At 75.5% G+C, this 21,200-nt stretch carries 15 protein-coding genes; 7 read left to right on the forward strand and 8 right to left on the reverse strand.

Annotated features, from left to right (window positions below):
* Positions 1-186: 186 nt before the first annotated feature.
* The 4 genes from ABZ920_RS28490 to ABZ920_RS28505 all read right to left on the reverse strand — a co-directional run bounded on the left by ABZ920_RS28490 (position 187) and on the right by ABZ920_RS28505 (position 5,443).
* Entirely contained in the window at positions 187-894 is a 708-nt protein-coding gene (locus ABZ920_RS28490) for a hypothetical protein (RefSeq protein WP_361511009.1), read from the reverse strand.
* A 91-nt stretch (positions 895-985) separates the two neighbouring features.
* Positions 986-1,351, reverse strand: coding sequence for a PH domain-containing protein (locus ABZ920_RS28495; protein ID WP_361511012.1), 366 nt, complete (start codon positions 1,349-1,351; stop codon positions 986-988).
* A 78-nt stretch (positions 1,352-1,429) separates the two neighbouring features.
* Entirely contained in the window at positions 1,430-3,148 is a 1,719-nt protein-coding gene (gene metG / locus ABZ920_RS28500; protein ID WP_361511015.1) for a methionine--tRNA ligase, read from the reverse strand.
* A 219-nt stretch (positions 3,149-3,367) separates the two neighbouring features.
* Positions 3,368-5,443: a VWA domain-containing protein gene (locus ABZ920_RS28505; protein WP_361511018.1), complete on the reverse strand. Its 2,076-nt coding sequence runs from the start codon at positions 5,441-5,443 to the stop codon at positions 3,368-3,370.
* Between the two features lie 278 nt (positions 5,444-5,721).
* Between ABZ920_RS28505 and ABZ920_RS28510 the strand changes: the two genes are divergently transcribed.
* Entirely contained in the window at positions 5,722-7,797 is a 2,076-nt protein-coding gene (locus ABZ920_RS28510; protein WP_361511066.1) for a PhoX family protein, read from the forward strand.
* Between the two features lie 119 nt (positions 7,798-7,916).
* Here ABZ920_RS28510 and ABZ920_RS28515 read toward each other — a convergent pair whose 3' ends face one another.
* Positions 7,917-8,702, reverse strand: a complete 786-nt coding sequence (locus ABZ920_RS28515) for an alpha/beta hydrolase (RefSeq protein ID WP_361511021.1) — start codon at positions 8,700-8,702, stop codon at positions 7,917-7,919.
* A gap of 83 nt (positions 8,703-8,785) precedes the next feature.
* Here ABZ920_RS28515 and ABZ920_RS28520 point away from each other — a divergent pair, with 83 nt between their 5' ends.
* Positions 8,786-10,153, forward strand: coding sequence for a PLP-dependent aminotransferase family protein (locus ABZ920_RS28520; RefSeq protein ID WP_361511024.1), 1,368 nt, complete (start codon positions 8,786-8,788; stop codon positions 10,151-10,153).
* On the opposite strand, the gene ABZ920_RS28525 is transcribed toward ABZ920_RS28520, so the two are convergent.
* Together ABZ920_RS28525 and ABZ920_RS28530 are read right to left on the reverse strand one after the other, a co-directional pair.
* Positions 10,044-10,988, reverse strand: coding sequence for a hypothetical protein (locus ABZ920_RS28525; protein ID WP_361511027.1), 945 nt, complete (start codon positions 10,986-10,988; stop codon positions 10,044-10,046). The two genes, ABZ920_RS28520 and ABZ920_RS28525, sit on opposite strands and share 110 nt — an antisense overlap.
* A gap of 385 nt (positions 10,989-11,373) precedes the next feature.
* Positions 11,374-11,799: a hypothetical protein gene (locus ABZ920_RS28530; RefSeq protein WP_361511030.1), complete on the reverse strand. Its 426-nt coding sequence runs from the start codon at positions 11,797-11,799 to the stop codon at positions 11,374-11,376.
* Positions 11,800-11,986: 187 nt separating this feature from the next.
* Between ABZ920_RS28530 and ABZ920_RS28535 the strand changes: the two genes are divergently transcribed.
* From ABZ920_RS28535 to ABZ920_RS28550, 4 genes are all read left to right on the forward strand, one after another.
* Positions 11,987-13,531, forward strand: a complete 1,545-nt coding sequence (locus ABZ920_RS28535) for a hypothetical protein (protein WP_361511033.1) — start codon at positions 11,987-11,989, stop codon at positions 13,529-13,531.
* Between the two features lie 211 nt (positions 13,532-13,742).
* Complete coding sequence (locus tag ABZ920_RS28540; RefSeq protein ID WP_361511035.1) at positions 13,743-14,105, forward strand: hypothetical protein; 363 nt, start codon at positions 13,743-13,745, stop codon at positions 14,103-14,105.
* Between the two features lie 4 nt (positions 14,106-14,109).
* Complete coding sequence (locus ABZ920_RS28545) at positions 14,110-17,448, forward strand: substrate-binding domain-containing protein (RefSeq protein ID WP_361511038.1); 3,339 nt, start codon at positions 14,110-14,112, stop codon at positions 17,446-17,448.
* Positions 17,449-18,065: 617 nt separating this feature from the next.
* Positions 18,066-19,310, forward strand: a complete 1,245-nt coding sequence (locus tag ABZ920_RS28550) for an extracellular solute-binding protein (protein ID WP_361511040.1) — start codon at positions 18,066-18,068, stop codon at positions 19,308-19,310.
* Between the two features lie 144 nt (positions 19,311-19,454).
* On the opposite strand, the gene ABZ920_RS28555 is transcribed toward ABZ920_RS28550, so the two are convergent.
* Positions 19,455-19,622 carry a hypothetical protein gene (locus tag ABZ920_RS28555; RefSeq protein WP_361511043.1) on the reverse strand — a complete coding sequence of 56 codons (168 nt, stop codon included), beginning with the start codon at positions 19,620-19,622 and terminating at the stop codon, positions 19,455-19,457.
* Between the two features lie 176 nt (positions 19,623-19,798).
* On the opposite strand from ABZ920_RS28555, the gene ABZ920_RS28560 reads away from it, so the two are divergent.
* Entirely contained in the window at positions 19,799-21,142 is a 1,344-nt protein-coding gene (locus ABZ920_RS28560) for a helix-turn-helix transcriptional regulator (protein WP_361511046.1), read from the forward strand.
* The last annotated feature ends 58 nt before the right edge of the window (positions 21,143-21,200 follow it).

Below are 21,200 nucleotides of genomic sequence, written 5' to 3' on the forward strand. Positions count from 1 at the left end.
CCGTGCGGTCCGGGGCCGCCTCGCCTTCGGTGCCGGGGCGGTTCCGGCCGCCGTCGGGGGCGGGTGCGGCCGGTGCCGTCTCGTTCCGGCACGGTGATGCGTTCGGGGACGTCCCGCGTTCCGCCACCGCGGCGGCGTCCTGTGCGACCGGCCGGCCGCCGCGTGACCGGGCGGCCCGGGGGTGCGTCAGCAGTCGCCGGTGGTGTCCTGGCCGGGCTCGGTGTCGGTGTCGGGACTGGCGCCGTCCTCCAGCAGGCGCTCGGCGATGTCGTCGGACCACTGCTGCGCCCAGACGCGCAGGGCGCCGATCCCGTCCTCGGCCAGTCCGTACGCCGTGAACTCCGCGTCCGGATACCAGTCCGTGCCCGTCAGACGGGACTGGAGCGTCGGCAGGTCGAAGACGTCGTGGGCGTGACGGCGGCCCAGCTCCTCCAGGTCCTGCCGGCTGAAACGGGCACCGGCGGCCCGCGCGTCGATCAGGTCCACGGCCGCGCCCCGGTCGTAGAGGGCGCGGACCTTGGTGCCCACGGCGTCCTCCAGGGACAGGGCCGGGCCGTGCTCGGTGAGGACCGGCGGGTGCCAGAGGGCCTCCTTGTGCAGGGCCAGGTCGAAGGTCTCGCCCGTCGGGGGATCGGTGACCGCGAGCTGCGCCGACAGCGGGGTGAGGGAGCCGGGCCGGACGAGGCGGCCCCGGGCCTCCAGCGCCGTGCGGACGGCGCCGGCGACCGTCTCCATGGGCTCCGCGCTCTGCGTCGCGAAGTCGACGTTCCTGTGTGGCCGGTCGATCAGGCCGTGGGCCTGGAGGGCGTAGCCGCCGGCGAGCGCCAGGGCGTACGGGGTGCCTGCCGTGGCGACGTCCTCGAGGAGTCGCCGGTGGGGTTCGGGGAGGTTCACGGCACCTGCGCTTTCGAGTCGGGTCTGGAAGCGGCCGGGGGAACGGGACGGGCCCGGGCGGCCTTCGTTCTCCCAGCGCGACCGGGCGCGGCTAGCTCGCGACGAACTGCGTGAGGATCGCCTGGACCTCGTAGATGTCGACGCCCTTGGTGAACGTCTTCTGGATCGGCGTCGGCGTGCCGGAGACCCAGATCTTCAGCTCGGCGTCGAGGTCGAAGGTGCCGGCCGTCTCCACGGCGAAGTGCGTGATGCTCCGGTACGGGATGGAGTGGTACTCCGTCTTCTTGCCGGTGATGCCCTGCTTGTCGACCAGGATCAGCCGGCGGTCGGTGAACAGGATGGTGTCCCGTATCAGCAGGAACGCGGCGTGCACCTGCTCGCCCCGGCCCAGCAGGCGCGCGTAGTCCTGCTGGGCCGCCGCCGAGTCGATGGTGTGCGCGTTGCCGAACAGTGCCATGGAGGCTCCCACTTTCGTTGATGTTCCTCAGCGGGGGACGCCCTTGGACGTTCGGGGGTTGCGGCTAAGGGCGCCGGGTCACGCGGCCGGTTCGCCGCCGAAGCGGTTCTTGTAGTCCTGCAGGTCGTCGTCGGTGAGCTTGGCGAAGAGCACCGGCGGGACGGTGAAGGGGGTGCCGGCGGCGACGGTGCGCAGGGACCTCGCCTCCTCGGCCGTCACCCACGTCGCGGTGTCCTGCGTGAGGGCGAAGGCGTCGCGCATCCTGCGGGCCGTGGCCGGGATGAACGGCTCGGAGACCACCGCGTAGAGGTGGATCAGGTTCATCGCCGTGCGGAGCGTCAGGGCCGCGCCGTCCTTGTCCGTCTTGATCTCCAGCCAGGGGGCCTTCTCCTCCAGGTAGGAGTTGCCCGCCGACCACAGGGCGCGCAGGGCGGCCGCCGCCTTGCGGAACTGCATCGCCTCCATGTGGGACTCGTACTCGGCGAGCAGCGCCGCGATCTCCTCGCCCAGCTTCGCTTCCGCCTCGCCGGGCTCGCCACCCGCCGGGACCTCCTCGCCGAAGCGCTTCTTCGAGAAGGACAGCACGCGGTTGACGAAGTTGCCCAGGGTGTCGGCCAGGTCCTTGTTCACCGTGGCCGTGAAGTGCTCCCAGGTGAAGGACGCGTCGTCCGACTCGGGCGCGTTGGCGATCAGGAAGTAGCGCCAGTAGTCCGCGGGCAGGATCTCCAGGGCCTGGTCGGTGAAGACACCGCGCTTCTGCGACGTGGAGAACTTGCCGCCGTAGTACGTCAGCCAGTTGAAGGCCTTGACGTAGTCGACCTTCTTCCACGGCTCGCGCACGCCGAGCTCGGTGGCCGGGAACATCACCGTGTGGAAGGGGACGTTGTCCTTGGCCATGAACTCCGTGTAGCGGACCTCGGTGTCGACGTCGTACCACCAGGACCGCCAGTCCCGGTTCTCCGGGTCCTGGTCGGCCCACTCCTTCGTCGCGCCGATGTACTCGATCGGGGCGTCGAACCAGACGTAGAAGACCTTGCCCTCGGCCGCCAGCTCCGGCCAGGTGTCCGCCGGGACCGGGACGCCCCAGTCCAGGTCGCGGGTGATCGCGCGGTCGTGCAGGCCCTCGTTCAGCCACTTGCGGGCGATCGACGCCGCCAGCTGCGGCCAGTCGTCCTCGTGGCGGGAGACCCACTCCTCGACCTCGTGCTGGAGCTTGGACTGGAGGAGGAAGAGGTGCTTGGTCTCGCGGACCTCCAGGTCCGTGGAGCCGGAGATCGCCGAACGTGGGTGGATCAGGTCCGTCGGGTCCAGCACGCGCGTGCAGTTCTCGCACTGGTCGCCGCGGGCCTTGTCGTAGCCGCAGTGCGGGCAGGTGCCCTCGACGTAGCGGTCCGGGAGGAAGCGGCCGTCGGTGGGGCTGTACACCTGGCGGATGGCGCGCTCTTCGATGAAGCCGTTCTCGTTCAGCTTGCGGGCGAAGTGCTGGGTGATCTCGACGTTCTCCGCGCTGGAGCTGCGGCCGAAGTAGTCGAAGGCCAGCGCGAAGCCGTCGTACACGGCCTTCTGGGCGTCATGCGCCTGCGCGCAGAACGCGTCCACCGGCAGGCCCTGCTCCTTCGCGGCCAGCTCGGCGGGGGTGCCGTGCTCGTCGGTGGCGCAGATGTACAGGACCTCGTGGCCCCGCTGGCGCAGGTAGCGCGCGTACACGTCCGCCGGGAGCATGGACCCCACCATGTTGCCCAGGTGCTTGATCCCGTTGATGTACGGAAGGGCGCTGGTGATGAGGTGTCGAGCCATCGCGGGCTGCTCCCAAGTCGCTACGTGGGGTGACGCGGGGCGGCTTTTCCGGGCCGTCCGATTCGTCTACGAACCTTGAAATCGTAGCCGACACGGGGGCGCCGCCCGCTTCCCGTTCTACGGGGTGGGACGCGGGCGGCGCGGTGGGGGTGCGGCGGTGGACGCCGCGGTGGTTTCTGCGGTGGGTTCGGTGGGGCCGGGGGGCGGTGGCCCGGGCGGTCAGGGGCGCCAGGCGGCCAGTACGCCCTCGTAGAGCTCACTGTCGGTGAGCTCGCGGGGGGCGGGGCCGGCGTGGAAGAAGGACGTGTTGTCCGTCTTCAGCTTGCGGAGGTAGTCGAACGCCTTGTTGTCGTGCTCACCGAAGGCGACGAAGGAGAAGAACACGGCGGGGTGGCTCTTCGCCGCGCCGGTGAGGGACTGGGTGGCCGGGGTCTTGGCGTCCGGGGCGCCGTCCGTCTGGAAGACGACCAGGGCGGGGGTGCCCGGGCCGGCCTCCTTGTCGTGGTGGGCGATCACCGCCTCGACGGCCACGTGGTAGCTCGTGCGGCCCATGCGGCCGAAGGAGGCGTGGAGCTCGTCGATCCTGCTCTCGTGGCCGGTGAGGGTGAGCTCACCGGTGCCGTCCACCTCCGTGGAGAAGAAGACGACGTGCACCGTGGCGTCCGGGTCGAGGTGCGCGGCGAGGGCGAGGGTCTGCTCGCCGAGGGCTTGGGCGGAGCCGTCCTTGTAGTACGGGCGCATGGACGCGGAGCGGTCGAGGACGAGGTAGACCTTGGCGCGGGTGCCAGTGAGGTCGTTCTTCGCGAGGGCGGCGCCGGCGGCCTGGTAGGCGGTGGCGAGGCCGGGGGCGTGGGAGTGCAGGCGGGCGGCGGTGTCGCCTGCGGGGTCGCCTGCGGCGGGCTCGGCCGGGGGCTCCGTGGTGGCTGCGGTGTCGCCTGCGGCGGGCTGGGTGGGGGTGGCCGCCTCGGCTTCGCCTTCGGCGGGGATGTTCCCACCCGCACCACCCGTGCGGGTCTCGTCGTCGGGTGCGGGTGGCCCCTGTGGGGCCGGGTCGCCGTCGGCGGCTTGCGGTTCGGGCGTTGCCTCGGCGACCGGTTCGGGGGCGGAGACGGAGGCAGCGTCCGCCTCGGGTTCGGGAGCGGGCTCGGGCTCTGCGGCGGTGTCCGGCTCCCCGTCCGTCGCGGCCGCGGGCTCTTCGGCGGCCTCGGGCGTGGGTTCCGGCTGTGCAGCGGTGTCCGGTTCCGATTCCGCTTCCGGTTCCGAAGTCGCCTCCGTGGCCGGTTCCGGCGCAGCCGCAGCTTGCGCCTCCGGCTGCGCCTCGGGCTCGGGCTGCGGGTCTTCGGTGGCGTCCGGTTCCGTGTCCGCCGTGGCCGTGGGCTCTTCGGTGGCCTCGGAGGCGGGCTTCGGCTCCTCGGCGGCTTCGGCTGTCTCCGGCTCCGGAGCCTCGGCCTTCGCCGTCTCCGGCTCCGCGGGTGCCGGGACCTGGGCAGCCCGCGGCTCCGGGTCCTGGCCCTCGGCGGGCTCCGCGGCCGGGGTTTCCGGGGTCTCCGCCTGGGGTGCCGCGGCTTCGGCGGTCTGCGGCTCCGGCTCCTGGGTCTCGGCGGGCTCCGGCGCCGGGGTCGGGTTCTCCGCCTTCAGGGGCGCCGCCCCGGTGGGCTCCGATGCCGGCTCGTGGGTCGCGGTGGGCTCCGAGGACGCGGCGGGGGTCTCCGTGGCCTCCGCCTCCGGCTCCGGCTCCGGGGGCGCCTCGGTGGGCTCCGAGGACGCGGCGGGGGTCTTCGTGGCCTCCGCCTCCGCCTTCGGCTCCGGGGTCGTCTCGGTGGGCTCCGATTCAGGTTCGTGCGTCTCGGTGGGCTCCGAGGCCGGGGCCTCAGCCTCCACGGACTTCGCCTCCGGTGCCGAGGCCTCGGCACCCTTCGGCTCCGGGGTCGCCTCGGTGGGTGCCGCCTCCGGCTCCTGGGCCCCGGCGGGCTCCGAGGTTGCGGGCGTGGCTTCGGTGGGCTCCGGGGACGGGGGGTCGGCCGGGGTGGACGGCTTGGGGACCGTGACGTTCTCGAAGGCCGCCGCCACCAGTTCGTGTTCGTCCCGGTCGGACGGGCGCGGGTCCGGGACGCGGGGCGTGGTGGCGGGCTCGGCCGCCGGGGCCTGGGCCTCCGGCTCCGCCGGCTGCGAGGGGCCCGGGTCCCGCTCGGGGGCCGCCTCCTGGGTCGGAACCTGCTCCGGACCCTCTGCTTCGGCCCGACGCTCCTTGCGTGGTAGACCGAACGCGTTCCGCAGGCGAGTCAGAATGCCCATGTGCGCAACCCTTCGCGTGAGTTGGTGCCCGTAATCCCTGGCCAGGACGGACACGTAAGGTTAGCGGCCCCGGCGGGCGGTCCCGAGCAGGGGAGAGGGGCGCGGGAGGAGCCGTGTCCCGGGCCGGCGGCGCCCTCCACGCGGGGTCGCGGCGCCGCCGCGGCAACCGCCGTCCGGACGGCGCCAGTTCACCACCCGTTCACTCCACGGCAGCGCACGCGCACGGGGGCGCACCTAGCGTCACGCTCACACCTAGGGCCCGCATGGGGAGAAACGAAGTGCGCTCACTGCTGCCGTTGATCGGAACGCCGTCCGGCTCACACCCTGGCGGCCGGTCCGCCCTGACCTGCCGCTTCCGCTGTGGCGACGCCTGCTTCCACGAGGTGCCGAACACCAGCGCGAATGAGTACGCCGGAGACGTCATCGCCGGCGCGATCGCCCGCCGCTCGCTGATGCGGGCCGCCGCCGTCGTCACCGTGGCCGCCGCCACCGGCACGGCCGCCGTCGCCGGGGCCCGCCCGGCGCAGGCCGCGACGCCGACCGGGGCCGCGCAGGCGCACGGCACCTTCGGCAGGGGCGCGCGCGGGCTGCGGTTCGCGCCCGTCGCGCCGAACACCGCCGACGCCGTCACCGTCCCGGACGGCTACGGGCAGAACGTCGTCATCCGCTGGGGCGAGCCCATCCTGCGCGGAGCGCCCGCGTTCGACCCGGAGCACCAGACCGCGGCCGCGCAGGCCGGGCAGTTCGGGTACAACAACGACTTCCTCGCCCTGCTGCCCCTCCCCGGTGAGCGGCACCGCCGGCTCCTGGTGGCCAACCACGAGTACACGGACGAAGTGCTCATGTTCCGCGGCTACGACCCGGAGAACCCGACCCGGCAGCAGGCCGAGATCGCCTGGGCGGCGCACGGGCTGTCCGCCGTCGTGGTGGAGGAGGACCGCAGGACCGGCGCGCTGACCGCCGTCCACCGGCACCCGCTCAACCGGCGCGTCACCGCCACCACCGAGTTCCGGCTCACCGGTCCCGCCGCCGGCTCCGGGCTGCTGAAGACCTCCGCCGACCCGAGCGGCCGCAAGGTCCTCGGCACGCTGAACAACTGCTCGGGCGGGACCACGCCGTGGGGCACCACCCTGCACGGCGAGGAGAACTTCAACCAGTACTTCGCCAACGGCTCGCGCGGCACCGACAAGCGCTACGGCATCGGCACCGGGGCCACGGAGCGCAAGTGGGAGCGGTTCGACAAGCGGTTCGACGTCGCGCGGGAGCCCAACGAGGTCCACCGGTTCGGGTACGTCGTCGAGTTCGACCCGTACGACCCGGCCTCCACGCCGCGCAAGCACACCGCGCTCGGCCGCTTCAAGCACGAGGCGGCGACCGTCCGCCTCACCGAGGACGGCCGGCCCGTCGTGTACTCCGGCGACGACGAGCGGTTCGACTACTTCTACAAGTTCGTCTCCAGCAAGAGGATGCGCCACGGCTCCTCGCGGGCCGTGCGCGAGCACAACCTGTCCCTGCTCGACGAGGGCACCCTCTACGTCGCCCGGCTCACCGGGGACTCCCCCGCCGCCCAGATCGACGGCAGCGGGAAGCTGCCGGCCGACGGCGAGTTCGACGGCGGCGGCGAGTGGATCCCGCTGGCCACGGCGACGGCGAAGGGCGCCGTGTCGCACGTCGAGGGCATGACGGCGGAGGAGGTCTTCGTCTTCACGCGGCTGGCGGGCGACAGGGCGGGCGCGACGAAGATGGACCGGCCGGAGGACATCCAGCCCTCCCCGCACACCGGCAAGGTGTACGTCGTCCTCACCAACAACACCAACCGGGGCAAGGCCGGCTACGCGGCCGCCGACGAGGCCAACCCGCGCGTGGCCAACAAGCACGGGCACATCCTGGAGCTGACCGAGCACCGCGGCCGGGCCGACGCCACGGACTTCGCCTGGTCGCTGTTCCTCGTCGCCGGCGACCCGGCCGACCCGGCGACCTACTTCGCCGGGTTCCCGAAGGAGCACGTCAGCCCGATCTCCTGCCCGGACAACGTGGCCTTCGACCCGCACGGCAACCTGTGGATCTCCACGGACGGCAACCAGCTCGGCTCGCACGACGGCCTGTTCGGCGTCGCGGTGAAGGGCGACCGGCGCGGTGAGCTGAAGCAGTTCCTCACGGTGCCCACGGGCGCGGAGACCTGCGGCCCGATCGTCCAGGAGCGGCGGGTCCTCGTCGCCGTGCAGCACCCGGGCGAGGTGGACGGGGCGTCGGTGGAGAAGCCGGCGAGCACCTGGCCCGACGGCCCGGGCAGGATCACCCGCCCGGCGGTGGTGGCCGTGTGGCGCGCCGACGGCCGCGGCATCGGCGCCTGACGGACGCGGTACGCGGGGGGCGGGAGCCCGGGCCACCGGGTTCCCGCCCGCCACTCCCGCCCGCCGGTCGCGCCCGCCGGGCTCCCGCCGTCCCCGCCGGCCCGGTCGCGGCGTCGGGCCTACGAGGCGCGGTCGACCCGTGTCAGGAGCGCGCCGAGGGCCTCGTTGAACTCGCGCGGACGTTCGAGGTTCGGCAGGTGCGCCGCCCCCTCGATCACACGCAGGGCGGAATTTGGCAGGGCCGCGTGCATCGCCTCCGCGTCGGCGACCGGGGTGTAGGTGTCGTCGGCACCCACGACGACGAGGGACGGGACCGTGACGCGGGTCAGCAGGTCCCGGTAGTCGGGGCGTTCGGCGCGGCCGCGCAGGGCCGCCGCCGCGCCCTCGGGCGGGGTGGCCGTCATCATGCGGTGCACGTGGGCCTTGACCCGGACGTCGGCGTACGGCGCGACCATCCGCTCCAGCACCTCGTCGGCGTAGCCGCGCATGCCCTCCCGCAGGAGGCGGTCGGCCAGGGCGTGGCGCTCCCGCTTGCCGCGCGCTGTCTCCGCCGCCGGGAAGGTGTCCGCGAGGACCAGGCCCCGGATCCGCCCGGGGAACTGCCGGTGGCACTCCATCGCGATCTGGCCGCCCATCGACAGTCCGGCCAGCACGAACGTGCCGACGTCCAGTTCGTCCAGCAGGTCCGCGACGTCCCTGGCGAACCGGGACAGGGGAGTGCTGCCGGGGACCACCGGGGACGCGCCGTAGCCGCGCAGGTCGGGGGCGACGACCCGGCGGTGGGCGGAGAACGCCTCGATCTGCGGGGCCCACATCGTGCGGTCGAAGGGGTGGCCGTGCACGAGGACCAGGGGGACCGTGGAGCTTTCGGTGCCTTGGTCCTCGTATGCGAGGAAGGGTGCCATGGCAGCGACCCTAGGGCGGCCCAACGCCTCGGTGCAATAAGGTCTTTGCCCTCGGTGCAATCAACTCGGAGGGGGCCTGGGCCGTGGACGACTACCGGCGCATCGCCGACCGGATCGCCGAGGCCGTCGCGGACGGGCGGCTGCGTCCGGGGCAACGCCTGCCCCCGCAGCGGGCGTTCGCGCGGCGGCACGGCATCGCGGCCTCGACAGCCGGACGGGTGTACGGCGAACTCGTCCGGCGCGGGCTGGTCGTGGGGGAGGTCGGGCGCGGCACGTTCGTCCGCGCCACGGCGCCCGCCCCGGCCGGCCGTGCGCTCGCCGAGCCCTCCGAAGGGGCCGTCCCCCAGGTCGACCTTGAGCTCAACTACCCCTCCGTGCCGGGCCAGTCCGAGCTGCTCGGGCCCGCCCTCGCTGCCCTGCTGCGGCCCGGCGCGCTGACCGCGACCCTGCGTCCGGCCGCCGCCACCGGGACACCGGCGGCGCGTGAGGCGGCCGCCGCGCTGCTCGCCACCCGCGGCTGGCGCCCCGCCCCGGAACAGGTGCTGTTCGCGGGCAACGCCCGGCAGGCCATCGCCGCGGTGCTCGCCTCGCTGGTGCGGCCCGGCGGCCGCGTGGGCGTCGAGGCGCTGACCTACCCTCTGGTCGGACAGATCGCCGCCCGGCTGGGCATCACCCTGGTACCGCTGCCGACCGACGAGGAGGGCCCGTGCCCGGACGCCGTCGCCGCCGCCCACCGCTCGGCACCGCTGTCCGCGCTCTACCTCCAGCCCACGCTGCACAACCCGACCTCGGTGACGACCACGGCCGCACGGCGGGACCGGCTCGCGCGGACGGCGGCCGGCCTGCGGCTGCCCGTCGTCGAGGACCGCGTCTGGTCCTTCCTGCACGACGGGGCGGCCGGCCGGCCCGACCCGCTCGCCGCCCACGCCCCGGGCCTCGTGCACGTGGTCGACGGGCTGTCGAAGCGGGTCGCCCCGGGCCTCACCGTGGGTTTCCTCGTCGTCCCCCCGGGCCGGGTGCCCGAGGTGGCCGCGGCCGTCCGCTCCGGCGGCTGGAGCGCGGGCGGCTTCGCGCTGGAGGCGGCCGTGCGGTGGATCGAGGACGGCACCGTGCGGCGGCTGGTCGCGGCGAAGCGGGCGGACGCGGCCCGACGGCAGCGGCTGGTGCGGCGGCACCTCGACGGCTTCGCCGTGCGGTCCGACCCGTATGCGTACTTCGCCTGGTGGGAGCTGCCCGCACCGTGGCGCGCCGACACCTTCACGGCCGCCGCCGCAGCGCACGGCGTCGCCGTCACACCCGGGCCCGCCTTCGCCGTGGACCCCGCCCGGACCCCGGACGCGGTCAGGCTCGGGCTCGCGTCGGCCGACGGGCCGGAGCTGGAGAGCGCGCTGCGGACCCTCGCCGGCGTCGCACGAGGCGCGGTGGGCGCGGGCGGCCCGAGCGGCGGGTGAACCAGGTGACGGCGGCCACCGTCAGCCCGAGTGTCATCAGCAGCCAGGACACCGTGCGCAGGGTGCCCGTGAGGGCGTCGTAGACCGCGCCGACGGCCGGGTGGGAGACCTCGGCGGGCAGGTCGGCGAGGGTCAGGCTGCGGCCCACGACGAGGGCCAGGGCGAGCAGCGCGCCGCCGAGGGCGGTGCCGAGCGCCGTCGCGGTGACCGCGCGGCGGCGGCAGGCGGCGAGGGCGATGCCGGAGAGGGCGAACGCGACGGCGGCGACGGGGAGCCAGAAGCCGGCGACTTCGAGCACGTCGAATCCCTTCCGCAGGCGGCCCAGTTCCTGGGCCGGGAGCAGGGCGACCTCGGTGTGCTCGACGGGGATGCGGTCCGCGAGCGGTACGTTCTCCCGGGTCAGCTGCTGCTTGACCTGCGCGGTGACGGGGCCGAGATCGACGGTGACCGGGCGGTCGCGCCCGCGGCCCCCGTCGCGGAGCGCGCGCAGGAGCGCGTCGTGAGCGGCCCGGTTGGCGGCGGTCCACGCGGTGCGGAAGGCGTCGGTCTGCGTGAACGAGCGCACCGCGTCGTGCACGAAGGGGGCGACCGAGGCCCGCACCGGGGCGACGTCGAGCTCCCGGGCGTCGATCTTGTTCATGATGCCGGTCCCGACGGTGTCCGCGACCGCGTCGCGCACGTTCGGGTCAGCGGCGAGCGGCGCCATCATGGTGACGTAGCGGCCGGTGTCGGCGAGGCCGTACGCCGCCCACGCCGACAGCGCGCCCGGCGGTACGAGCAGGCACGACAGGGCGATCAGCACGGCCGCGAGGCCGTCACGCAGGCGAGGGGACACCCCTTCAGGCAACGGCCGTGGGGCGGCCGTCGCCAGCGGAGAGCCGCTTTCGGGTGACCGCCGGTGGCCGGCGTCAGCGGCGGCGCGTGATGGTCACGGCGCGTGATGTCGCGGACGGGTCCGGCGGGCGGTCTGCCGGACGCCGCCCGCCGGGCGGTCCGGTGGGCGGTCTGCCGGAGGGGTCGGCGGATCGTCTGGTCGGTGGTCTGCCGGAGGGTTCGGGGGTGGTCCGGTGGGTGGTCCGTGCGTTGCCTGGCGCCCGCCTGGGGGAGCGGCTGCCCGGGCGCTCCGGCGGTGGTGGTCGCCGGGCGGTCTGCGCGATGGCCTGGCGCGCGCCTGGGGGCGGTCCGGGCAGGGCGGGTCGGCAGGCGGGACGGCGGGTGGCCTACCCGCGCGGGGTCTCGTGCGTGTAGACCCAGTAGAAGACGCACAGGCCCACTCCCGCCCCGGTCGCCAGACCGAGGCCGATGGCCGCCCCGACCGAGTCGCCGGTCTGGGCGTACAGGAACCCGACCGCCGTGCCGGCGAGCGCGCCCCACGCCACGGCGTGCGGCACCCGGCTCAGGTGCGGGACGAGGTACAGGACACCGGTCATGAGCAGCATCAGCACGATGCCGGTGACGAAGCCGAACAGGAAGTTGCCCAGGGTGATCGGTCCGCCGTGGCGCTGGTTGGCCGCCGCCCAGTAGCCGTAGACGACGCCCACCACCGCGGGGATCGCCCACCGCGCGAACTTGTGGGTCCGCTCACTGAAGATGTCGGGCGTGCGGGTGCGCGTGGTGCCGCCGCGCGCAAGTGCCGGCTGAGCCATCTGAGCACTCCTTCCACTCGGCCCCCGCCTACCAGCGCACACCGGCGCGGGAGCGCGGGCAACTCGGCGGCCGGGACGGCCCGGCGGCGGGCCGCCTGCGGACCGGCCGCAGGTCCGGCATCCACCGGGACGCGTCCAGCGGTTACGGTGCTGCGGTAGCGTCGACAGGATCACCGACGGGGGGACGATGCCTGGAACCGTGCTGCTGCTCGCGGCCTCGCCCGTGGGCCGAGGGCGCCTGGTGGACGCCGCCTCGGTGCTTCCGGTGCTGGCCGCCGTCCCGCCCGCCGTGCTCGCCGGCACCGACACCGCGACCGTCGTGGAACTCGCCGACCCGCTGGAACCGCAGGCCGTGCTGACCCGGCTGCGCGCCGCCGCGGCGGCCCCCGGACCGCTGACCGTCTTCGTCACCGGCCAGCTCCAGCTCGACCGCCGCCAGCACCTGCCCCACCTGGCGCTGGCCCGCACCACCCCGGCGACGGTCCGCTACACCGCGCTGCCCTGGCACTGGCTGCGCGAGGAACTCCGGCTGCGCCCGCCCGGGACGACGACGCTCGTGGCCGACCTGCACGCCGACGCGGAGTGCTGGCGGATGCTGCGGAGCCGCCCGCTCGACTCGGGCCGCGCGGCGGCCGTGTACGGCCGGATCGCACCGCCGCCGCCCCGGCGGACGGTGGCGGCGCCGTCGTACATGAAGGCGGTGGCGACGATCCTGCGCAGTGGGCGCCGGCCGCCGCTGGACCAGCTGCACCAGCAGGTGCTGGGACGGCTGGCCGAGGAAGGCGCCGGCACGGACCTGGTGCTCACGGCCCTGCCGCAGGCGCCGGCCGGCCCGCACGCCGGGACGGTGGCGGGTGTGGGCGGCGGCGCGTACCCGGGCACCGGCGCGTATCCGGGCGCCGGCGCGTATCCGGGCGCCGGCGCCGTTCCTGGCGGCGGGGCGTACCCGGTAGGCGCGGCGAACGTGGGCAGCGGGACGTACCCGGTCGGCGCGGCGAACGAGGACGGCGGGGCGTACCCGGTAGCCGGGGCGAACGTGGGCAGCGCGGCGAACGAGGGCAGCGCGGCGTACCCGGTAGCCGGGGCGAACGCGGGCGGTGACCCGTACCCCGCCGCCGGCGCGTACGTCGACACCGCGGCCGGAGGCGCGTACGCCGGGACCGCGGCCGCCGACGCCGTGGCGTACGCCGGTGCTCCGGACGCTCCGGATGCTCCGGGCGCTCCGGGCGCTCCGGGCGCTCCGGGCGCTCCGGGCGCTCCGGGCGCTCCGGGCGGTGCTGAAGGCGCCGGCGCGGGGGCCGGCGCTCAGGCCGATCCGCACGCCGCGATCAGCGCCTGTGTGCAGGCCGGCCGGCACGACGACGCCGACGCGCTCGCCGCGCGCTGGGAGCAGGCCGCCGTGCGCGCCCACGGAGCGGCCTCCGAGGACGCCCTGCACTGGACCGAGGTCCGCGCCGACCTGGCCATGTTCGCGGGGGACGCGGCCCGCAGCTGCCGGGCCTGGCTCGCCGTCGCGGCCACCCGCCTGGCCATGGGACAGCCGCCCGGCACGGCCGAGGTGGAGGCCGCCGTCGACCGGGCCCACCACCAGTGGGGGCGGATCGAGGATCCGGCGGAGGCCGGGGACCTCGGCCCGCTGCTCGCGGACCTGCGCGGCCGCGTGCCCGGACGGCGCCGTGGCGCGGTGGAGGACGTACGGCGGCAGCTGGACCGGCTGCGGGCCCGGCGCTGAGCGACGCCGCGCCGCGGGGACGCGCCGCGGGGACGCAGCCGGTCGACGCGGCGCAGCACCGCGGGGACGCGGTGCCGCCGGGACTCGGGGAACGTGGTGCCGCGTTGACGCAGCCCCCGCAGGGGCGCGAGCGCACCGGCGGCGCGCGCCGTTCGTTCCGTTCCGTACGCCCCCTCCCTGGACGCCGACTCCGGTGCCAGAATGGTGAGTTATGGCTGAGGGGGAGGGCGTGGCCGGCCGAGGCATCCGGGTGCGGCTGGACGGAAGCGCGAGCAGAAGCGACGTGGGCGCGCTCAAGGCGTGGCTGGAGCGGGAGAAACCACTGGAGGAACTGGTCCGCGCGGGACGGCTGCGGATCCTGGAGCGGCCGCGCACGGACGGGCCGCCCGGCCACATGGGAACCGGCATGGAGATCGTGCTGGCCGTCGTCACCTCCGCCGCGACCGTCGGGTTCGAGCAGCTGCTCGCCCAGACCACGCGTGCGGTGTCGGCCTGGCTGGCGAACCGCCGGGAGGTGGAGAGCGGGGATCCGCCCGAGGGACGCGTCGATCCGGTGAACCTCGACGAGGGTTAGCCCGGTGCGCCGCTTCGACCCGCGCGGACGGGTCAATCGGGCGCTGCTGGTCGGCGTCTCGCGGTACGACCACACGAAACCGGACGAGTCGGACGGCGTGCCCGGCCATCTGCCCGCGGTCCGGGACAACGTCGACCGGCTCGGCTCCGTGCTGCGCCGGGGCGGGGTGTTCCGCGAGCGGGAGATCACGGTGTGCCGTTCGCCCTCCCTGGACCGTTTCAGCGAGGAACTGCGCACCGCCGCCCACGAGGCAGAGGGCCTGCTGCTGTGCTACTTCGCCGGGCACGGCGCCGTGCCGAGCGCGGGCGACGAGCTGTTCCTGCAGATGCGCAACGCGCGGGTCGTCGCGGGCGGACGGGCCGTGTTCCCCGGCGCGGACGCGTTCACCGGTGTGCTGACCGAGCTCGCCGGGAGCCGCGCCGAGCGGGTCGTGGTGATCCTGGACTGCTGCTACGCGGGTAACGCCGCGAAGATCTGGCAGGACTTCGCGCACCGGCAGCGGATCCTGCTGCTCATGAGCGTGCAGGCCAACCGGCTCATCGACTCGGGCGGCGAGAAGGGGCCGACGCCGTTCACCGCCGGACTTGTCGAACTGCTCGACGTGGACGGTGAGGTGTCCCTGCTGCGGCTGTTCGACGGGCTGCGGGCCCGGATGGCCGCGTCGGGCCTCACCACGACGCTCGGGGACGCGTGGGAACCGCAGCACGCGGGCGAGCCGGGCACGGACGTGCTGCTGTCCGCGCGGGGCGAAGCGCGGCGGGGGAACGTTCCGCCGGGGACGTCGTCGCCCGGCTCGGCGTCGCCCGGTGTGCCCGGCTCGGCGTCGCCCGGTGTGCCCGGCTCGGCGTCGCCCGGTGTGCCTGGCTCGGCGTCGCCCGGTGTGCCTGGCTCGGCGGGGCCGGGGGCGCCTGGCTCGGTGGGGCCAGGGGCGTCCGGCTCGGGCGCGGCGTCCGCCGCGGCGGACCCGCCGCCTCCGCCGCCTCCACTGCCGTCCGCGTCCGGTGAGCCGTCCCCGCCTCCGCACGCCTCGGCGCCCGACGGAGGATCCGGGACGCCGCCCGCCGTCGACAGGGTCTCCGTGCCGCCGTCCGCCGGGGAGGGGACGGACGGGCCGCCGGTGCACTCGGAGCAACCGGGCACCCCCGCCGCACCGGAGCCGTCCGGCGCATCACGGCCCTCGGCCCCGGGGCAGGCCCCCGGCGAACCGGAGTCCTCGCTACCGCCGGAGTCCACGACGGCTCGGAAGTCCACGACGGTCCCGGAGTCCACGACGCTCCCGGAGTCCACGACAGCCCCGCTGTCCACGACAGTCCCGGCGTCCTCAGGGGCCTCGGCGTCCTCCCCAGAACCTGAGTCCACCGCGCCGCCGCCGTCCGGTCCCGGACCGGACCCGTCCGCGTCGCCGTCGCCGTCGCCGTCGCCGTCGTCCGCTCGGACGCAGCCCGCCGTGCCGACGTCCGTACCGTCGCCGTCCGGCACCGGCGATGCGGGCGGGGGACCGTCGCCGTCCGGCACCGGGGAAGCGGGCGGGGGACCGCGGCCGGGCACCGGCTCACCGGGTGCGGTGACCGCCCTCCTGGGCCGCCTCCGCGCCCTGGCCGGCACGGTGGTGAAGTGGGCCGGCTCCGTCGTCCGGCTGCTCGGTGGCCGGGCCGCCGTGGTTGTCGCGATGGTGCTCACGCTCGCCGCCGTCGGCCTCGGCTCGTACGCGTACCTCCGCCTCGGCGACGACCACTCCTGCGCCCCGCCGCTGGAGCTGCGCGTGCTGACCGACCCGGACCTGGAGGAGACGGTCCGCGCGGCCGCCGACGCCTATCTCACCTCCGGGACGAACACCACCGGGCACGGCTGCCGCCGGACCGGCATCACCGTCTACAGCGCGGGTGCGGCCGGCGCCGTCGGCGCGCTGCGCCGGCAGACCGGGGCCTGGCAGGAACCGCTGGACGAGGACGCCGATCCGCAGCGGGACATCGGCCCCCAGCCGGACGTCTGGATCCCCGCGTCGACGGCCGACGTGGACCGGGTCGTCGTGGACCGGTCCGACCGCGTGTTCGCCGAACTCCAGCCCTACCCGTCGCCGTTCGTGTACTCGCCGATCGTGCTCGCCGTCCCGCAGGACCTCGCCGGGGCGGGGCTCGACGAGCGCGTCGGGCGCCCGCTCTCCCGGCTGGTCGACGACCTGCGCAAGCGGAACGGGAGCGCCGAGGTGCGCCGTCCCGATCCGGAGCTGACCGGCTCCGCCCTGCTGGCGACGGTCGGCCTCTACGGCCCCGGCACGCCCGACGCGCGCAGCGCCGAGCAGCGGATCCGCCCCGCCGGGCCGCCCGCCCCCACGTCCGCCGCCCTGCTCTGCGCGCTGCCCGAGGACCCCGCCGCCGACCTCCGCACCGCCGCGCTCGTGCCGGAGTTCCTGCTGAAGAGCGGTGTCGGCTGCGCCCGGGCGACACGGGAGCCGCGGACCGCCGAGTACCCGACCGACGTGCCGGCCCTGACGCCCGCCTTCGTGCGGGTGCGCTGGGAGGGCGGCGACCGGGACGCGGCCGCGCGGGACGAGGCGGTCGGCCGCTTCCACACGTGGCTGACCGGCGAGGACGGCCTTGCCGCCTTCCGCCGGGCCGGCTTCCGGTCCGCCACGGGCGCCGGGCACCCCCTGCTCGACTCCGAGAACCCCGGCGTCGGCGTCCTGCGCAACCCCAGTCCGCTGCCGGGCGCGGCCGAGCGGACGGCGCTGGATACGGCCCTCGAGCGCTACCGCAGCGCCAACGGCCCCGGCCGGGTGCTCTACCTCCTCGACAGCTCCGGTTCGATGACCGCTCAGTGGCAGGGCCCCAGCGGCGGCCCCGGCCTGCTGAAGCACTCCCTCGGCGGACTGGGCGAGCAGGACGAGTACGGGGTGTGGGCGGTGCACGGCACCTCGGGCGACCGGCGGTACGACGTGCTGCTCCCCTTCGACCGCCACCGCCGCCAGGACGCCGAGCGCCTGGTCGACGGCCGGGCCCGGGTCCACGACGCCGAGGCCGACCCGCACGCGGCCCTGCTCGCCGCGCTGACCGACATGGCGGGCCGGGGCCGGGACGACGAACGGCCGCAGCTGATCGTCTACGTCACCGACGACGAGGACGACAACCGGCTGACCGGCGACAACCTCCGGGACGTGCTGGGGAGGGCGGCGCGGGCCGGGGTGCCGGTGGACATGGTCTCCCTGGTCGGCGGGTCCTGCGACCAGGGCCGGCCCGGCGCCCTGATCGCCGAGGCGAGCGGCGGCAGGTGCCTGGACGCGGGTGACGACCTGGGCACGCTCCTGCACGACGAGGTCGCACGGGTCGGAACGGGGGAGGACTGATGCGCCGGGGGCGGGAAGGACTGATGCGCCGGCGTCGGGAAGGACTGATGCGCCGGGGCCGGGGAGGGCTGATGCGCTCGGACATGCGGGGCGGGACGGACGGCGAGGGTGCGGAGGGCGCGAACGGTGCGCAGGGCCGGCGGGAGCGGCACGGGATGCCGGGGACGCGGGGAGGGCACGAGAGCGGGAACGGCCCCCGAGGCGCGGCGGACGGGCTCGGCACCCAGGCCGGGAGGGGCACCCAGGCCGGGAGGGGCACCCAGGCCGGGAGCGGCGCGCAGGCCGGGAGGGGCACCCAAGCAGAGAGCGGCACGCAAACGGGGAGCGGTGTCCGAGCCGGGACTCGCGGGGACGGGCGCCAAGGCGGGGGCGGTCGCCCGGGCGGTGACGGCGAGCAGGGCGGGGCACGCGGCGACGGCGGAGGACGACGGCGGCCCGCGCCACGGCGATCCGCGCCACGACGGTCCGCCGCCCGAAGGCCCGCCGCACGGCGGCTCGCGCTCCTGCTGCTCACGCCGCTGCTCGCGGCCGCGGCCTGCACGGGGAGCGGTCCGCGGCCGGCCGCGACGCCCGCCGCCGAGCTGCTCGGCGACATCGTGGTGGCCAGCGGCCGGGACGTGACCGGCAAGAACGGCATCCGCCAGCAGCTCATCGACGCCTGGAACCGGCAGCAGGAGAAGGAGGGCACCCGCTACCACGCCCGGCTGGTGGAGCTGCCCGGCTCCGCAGACGAGCAGCGCAGCCAGCTGCTGGGGGCGCTGCAGTCGGGCAGCGCCGAGTACGACGTGGTCAACCTGGACGTCACCTGGGTGCCCGAGTTCGCCGAGGCCGGGCTCGTCCGGCCGCTGCCGGACACGGCGGTCGACGGCGACGTCATCCCGTCGGTCGCCGGCACGGCCCGCTGGGCGGGAAAGGTGTACGCGGTGCCGTTCAACAGCGACGTCGGGCTGCTCTACTACCGGCGCGACCACCTGCGTGCCGTGGGGGTGCGGCGCCCCGACCCGCCCCCCGGCGCCCGCTGGCAGGACGTGCGCGCCCTCGGGGACCTGCTGGACGAGCGCCGGCCGGCGGGGTTCGAGAAGACCTGGACGACGCAGCTCGCCGGGTACGAGGGCCGGACGGTCAACGCGATCGAGGCGTTCGCGTCGGTCATCGACGACTTCGCGCTCACCGACGACCAGGGCCACTACACGGCCGGTGTCGGGGAACTGACCGACGGCATCGCCGAGTTGCGCCGGCGCACGGAGCGTCCGTACACGCTCGACGACGCCGTCCACTCCGACGAGGCCGCCTCGCTCAGCGACTTCGCCGGCGGCCGCACGGCCTTCCTGCGGCACTGGCCCTACGCCTACCGCACGCTCCACCAGTCCTTCACCGAGCAGCAGCTGGGCGTGGCCCCGCTGCCCGGACGCGCGGTGCTCGGCGGGCAGAACCTGGCCGTGACCCGGTCCTCCCAACGAGCTGAGAAGGCCACCCAGTTGGTCACGTTCCTGACCAGTCCGCAGAGCGAGCGCTGCCTGCTGGACGCGGGCTTCGCCGCGACCCGGGTGTCGGCGTACGAACGGAACGACGTCCGGTGCACGGTGACGGACGCGTCGACGCCGACGGGGCCGCCCGCGTCCCCCACGGGCGAGAGCACCGACCGCATGCCCCGTGACGCCGCAGGTCGCCCGCGCTACGCCCGGGCCGTCCTGCTGCGCGCGCTCCGCGAGGCGGTCTCCCGGCCCCGCACCCCGCTGTACGGCGCCTTCACGCAGACCTTCACCGCGGAGCTGGGCGCCCTGTTCGCCGACGACCCGCCGGACGACGCGACACTGGCCCGGCGCCTGGACAAGGCCCTGCGCCGGGCGCTTCCCGACTGACACCGGCCGGGGTGAGGGTGCGTGCCGGGCCCGGACGCCGGCGTGGCGCCCCGGCCGGGGACGGCCGCGCGCCGCCGGCCGGCAGGCGGCGGGCCGGCGTCCGCGGCCGGCCGTGCGCGGCAGGCACTGCCGTCGCGCCCGGCCCTAACGGTCCTGGGACGTGTAGGGGGCCGGTGCCGCCCTGTCCGCCGCGTGGGCCGGGCTCGCGTGGCCGGCGGTGACCAGGGCGGCCACGGCCACGACGGCCGCGCCGAACCCCCTGACGTACCGGGCGGGAACGCGTTCGGGGCGCGCGACAGGACGTCCGGGCACGGCAACCGACCTCGCAACGACAGTGATGGATTAAGCACGTTTAACGCGCTCACCAACCTAGGGGTGGAACGGCCGAACGTGAAGAGCGCAGGCGGTAGTTGGCCGACTCGAGGTCGTGCGGCGGCAAGTCGGTGAACAGGATTTCCGTACGTGCGCTTACTGGCATGATGAAGCGCATGGCGAAGCGGGACGACCCGGAGACCATCGGGCGCAGGGTGCAGCGGCTGCGCCGCGAACAGGGCATGACCCAGCGGCAGTTGGCGGAGCCGGCGTACACGCCCGCGTACATCTCCACCCTCGAGGCCGGCCGGGTGCGGCCCTCCGACGAGGCGCTCACCCATCTCGCGGGCCGGCTCGGGGTCGCCTTCGACGAGCTGGCCACCGGGCGGCCGGCCCACCTGGCCACCGACCTGCGGTTGCGGCTGACCGAGGCGCAGCGCACCCTCGCCTCCGGAGAGGCCGAGAAGGCGGCCGAGGAGTACGCGCGGCTGCTGGAGGAGGGCGAGGCGCACGACCTCGCCGACGTCCGGGCCGCCGCACTGCTCGGCCTCGGGGAGTGCGCCCTGGAGACGGGCGAGCTGGCCGCCGGCCGGGAGTACTTCGAGCGGTCCGAGCGGGCCCTCGCCGACGCGCCCCTGCCGGCCCGCGTCCCCGCGCTGCGCGGCCGTGCGGTCTCCCACTACCTGGCCGGTGAGCTGCGCTACGCCGTCTACCTGCTGGAGTCCGCCCTCGACGAGCTCAACCGCGGCGGCCTGCACGACCCGGACGCCCTGCTCCTGCTGTACGCCAGCGTCATCGGGCCGTACATGGACATGGGCGCGCAGGCGCGGGCGGCCCAGGCGGCCGAGTTCGCGCTGGCCCTCGCCCCGAAGGCGGGCGACCCGGCGCTGGTGGCCCGGATGCACCGCTCCGTCGCCCGTACCCTGCTCGCCGAGGGCCGTCTCGCCGAGGCCGACGCCTCGCTCGCCAAGGCCGCCGAGCTGTACCGCGGGCTGCGCCTGCGCACCGAACTCGCCAACTGCCACTGGATGCGCGGCTACGTGTGCGCCCAGAACGGCGAGCTGGACCGCGCGGAGGAGGAGCTGCGCGCGGCACGCGCCATGCTGGCCGAGCGGCGCGCCGCCCTCTACACGAGCCAGGTCGCCGTGGAGCTCGCCGACGTGCTGCACCGGCGCGGCAAGTCGGCGGAGGCGGCCGCCCTGCTGCGGGACGTGCTCGGCGACCTCTCCCCCGAGCGCGGGGCCGTGCACGCGGCCGCCGCCCACCGGCTGCTGGGGATCATCGCGGAGGACGCCCGCGACACGGACACGGCCGAGGAGCACTACGTCCGCGCGCTCAGCCTGCTGGAGCGGGCGGGCGCGGCCGGCGACCTGGCGGACCTGTGCCGGCTCCTCGGTGACCTCTTCCGCCGCACCGGCCGGGTGGAGGCGGCGCTGGACGCGTACCGCACCGGGCTGGGGCACCGCACCGCCCCGGGCACCACGACGCTGGGCCCGGCGCCGGCGCAGCCCCCGCTGTGACGCCCCGGCCCCAAGCGGATGCGCCGTGGGCGCCCGTGCGGCGGTTTCGCCGCGCCGC

The sequence above is a fragment of the Streptomyces sp. NPDC046831 genome, assembly GCF_040645305.1.
In the GTDB taxonomy this organism is placed as follows: Bacteria; Actinomycetota; Actinomycetes; order Streptomycetales; family Streptomycetaceae; genus Streptomyces.

Coding starts and splice junctions, on each gene's coding strand:
- ABZ920_RS28495 (WP_361511012.1), bottom strand. CDS start 1,351: ATGGCACTGTTCGGCAACGCGCACACCATCGACTCGGCGGCGGCCCAG.
- metG (WP_361511015.1), bottom strand. CDS start 3,148: ATGGCTCGACACCTCATCACCAGCGCCCTTCCGTACATCAACGGGATC.
- ABZ920_RS28505 (WP_361511018.1), bottom strand. CDS start 5,443: ATGGGCATTCTGACTCGCCTGCGGAACGCGTTCGGTCTACCACGCAAG.
- ABZ920_RS28515 (WP_361511021.1), bottom strand. CDS start 8,702: ATGGCACCCTTCCTCGCATACGAGGACCAAGGCACCGAAAGCTCCACG.
- ABZ920_RS28530 (WP_361511030.1), bottom strand. CDS start 11,799: ATGGCTCAGCCGGCACTTGCGCGCGGCGGCACCACGCGCACCCGCACG.
- ABZ920_RS28535 (WP_361511033.1), top strand. CDS start 11,987: ATGCCTGGAACCGTGCTGCTGCTCGCGGCCTCGCCCGTGGGCCGAGGG.
- ABZ920_RS28540 (WP_361511035.1), top strand. CDS start 13,743: ATGGCTGAGGGGGAGGGCGTGGCCGGCCGAGGCATCCGGGTGCGGCTG.
- ABZ920_RS28560 (WP_361511046.1), top strand. CDS start 19,799: ATGGCGAAGCGGGACGACCCGGAGACCATCGGGCGCAGGGTGCAGCGG.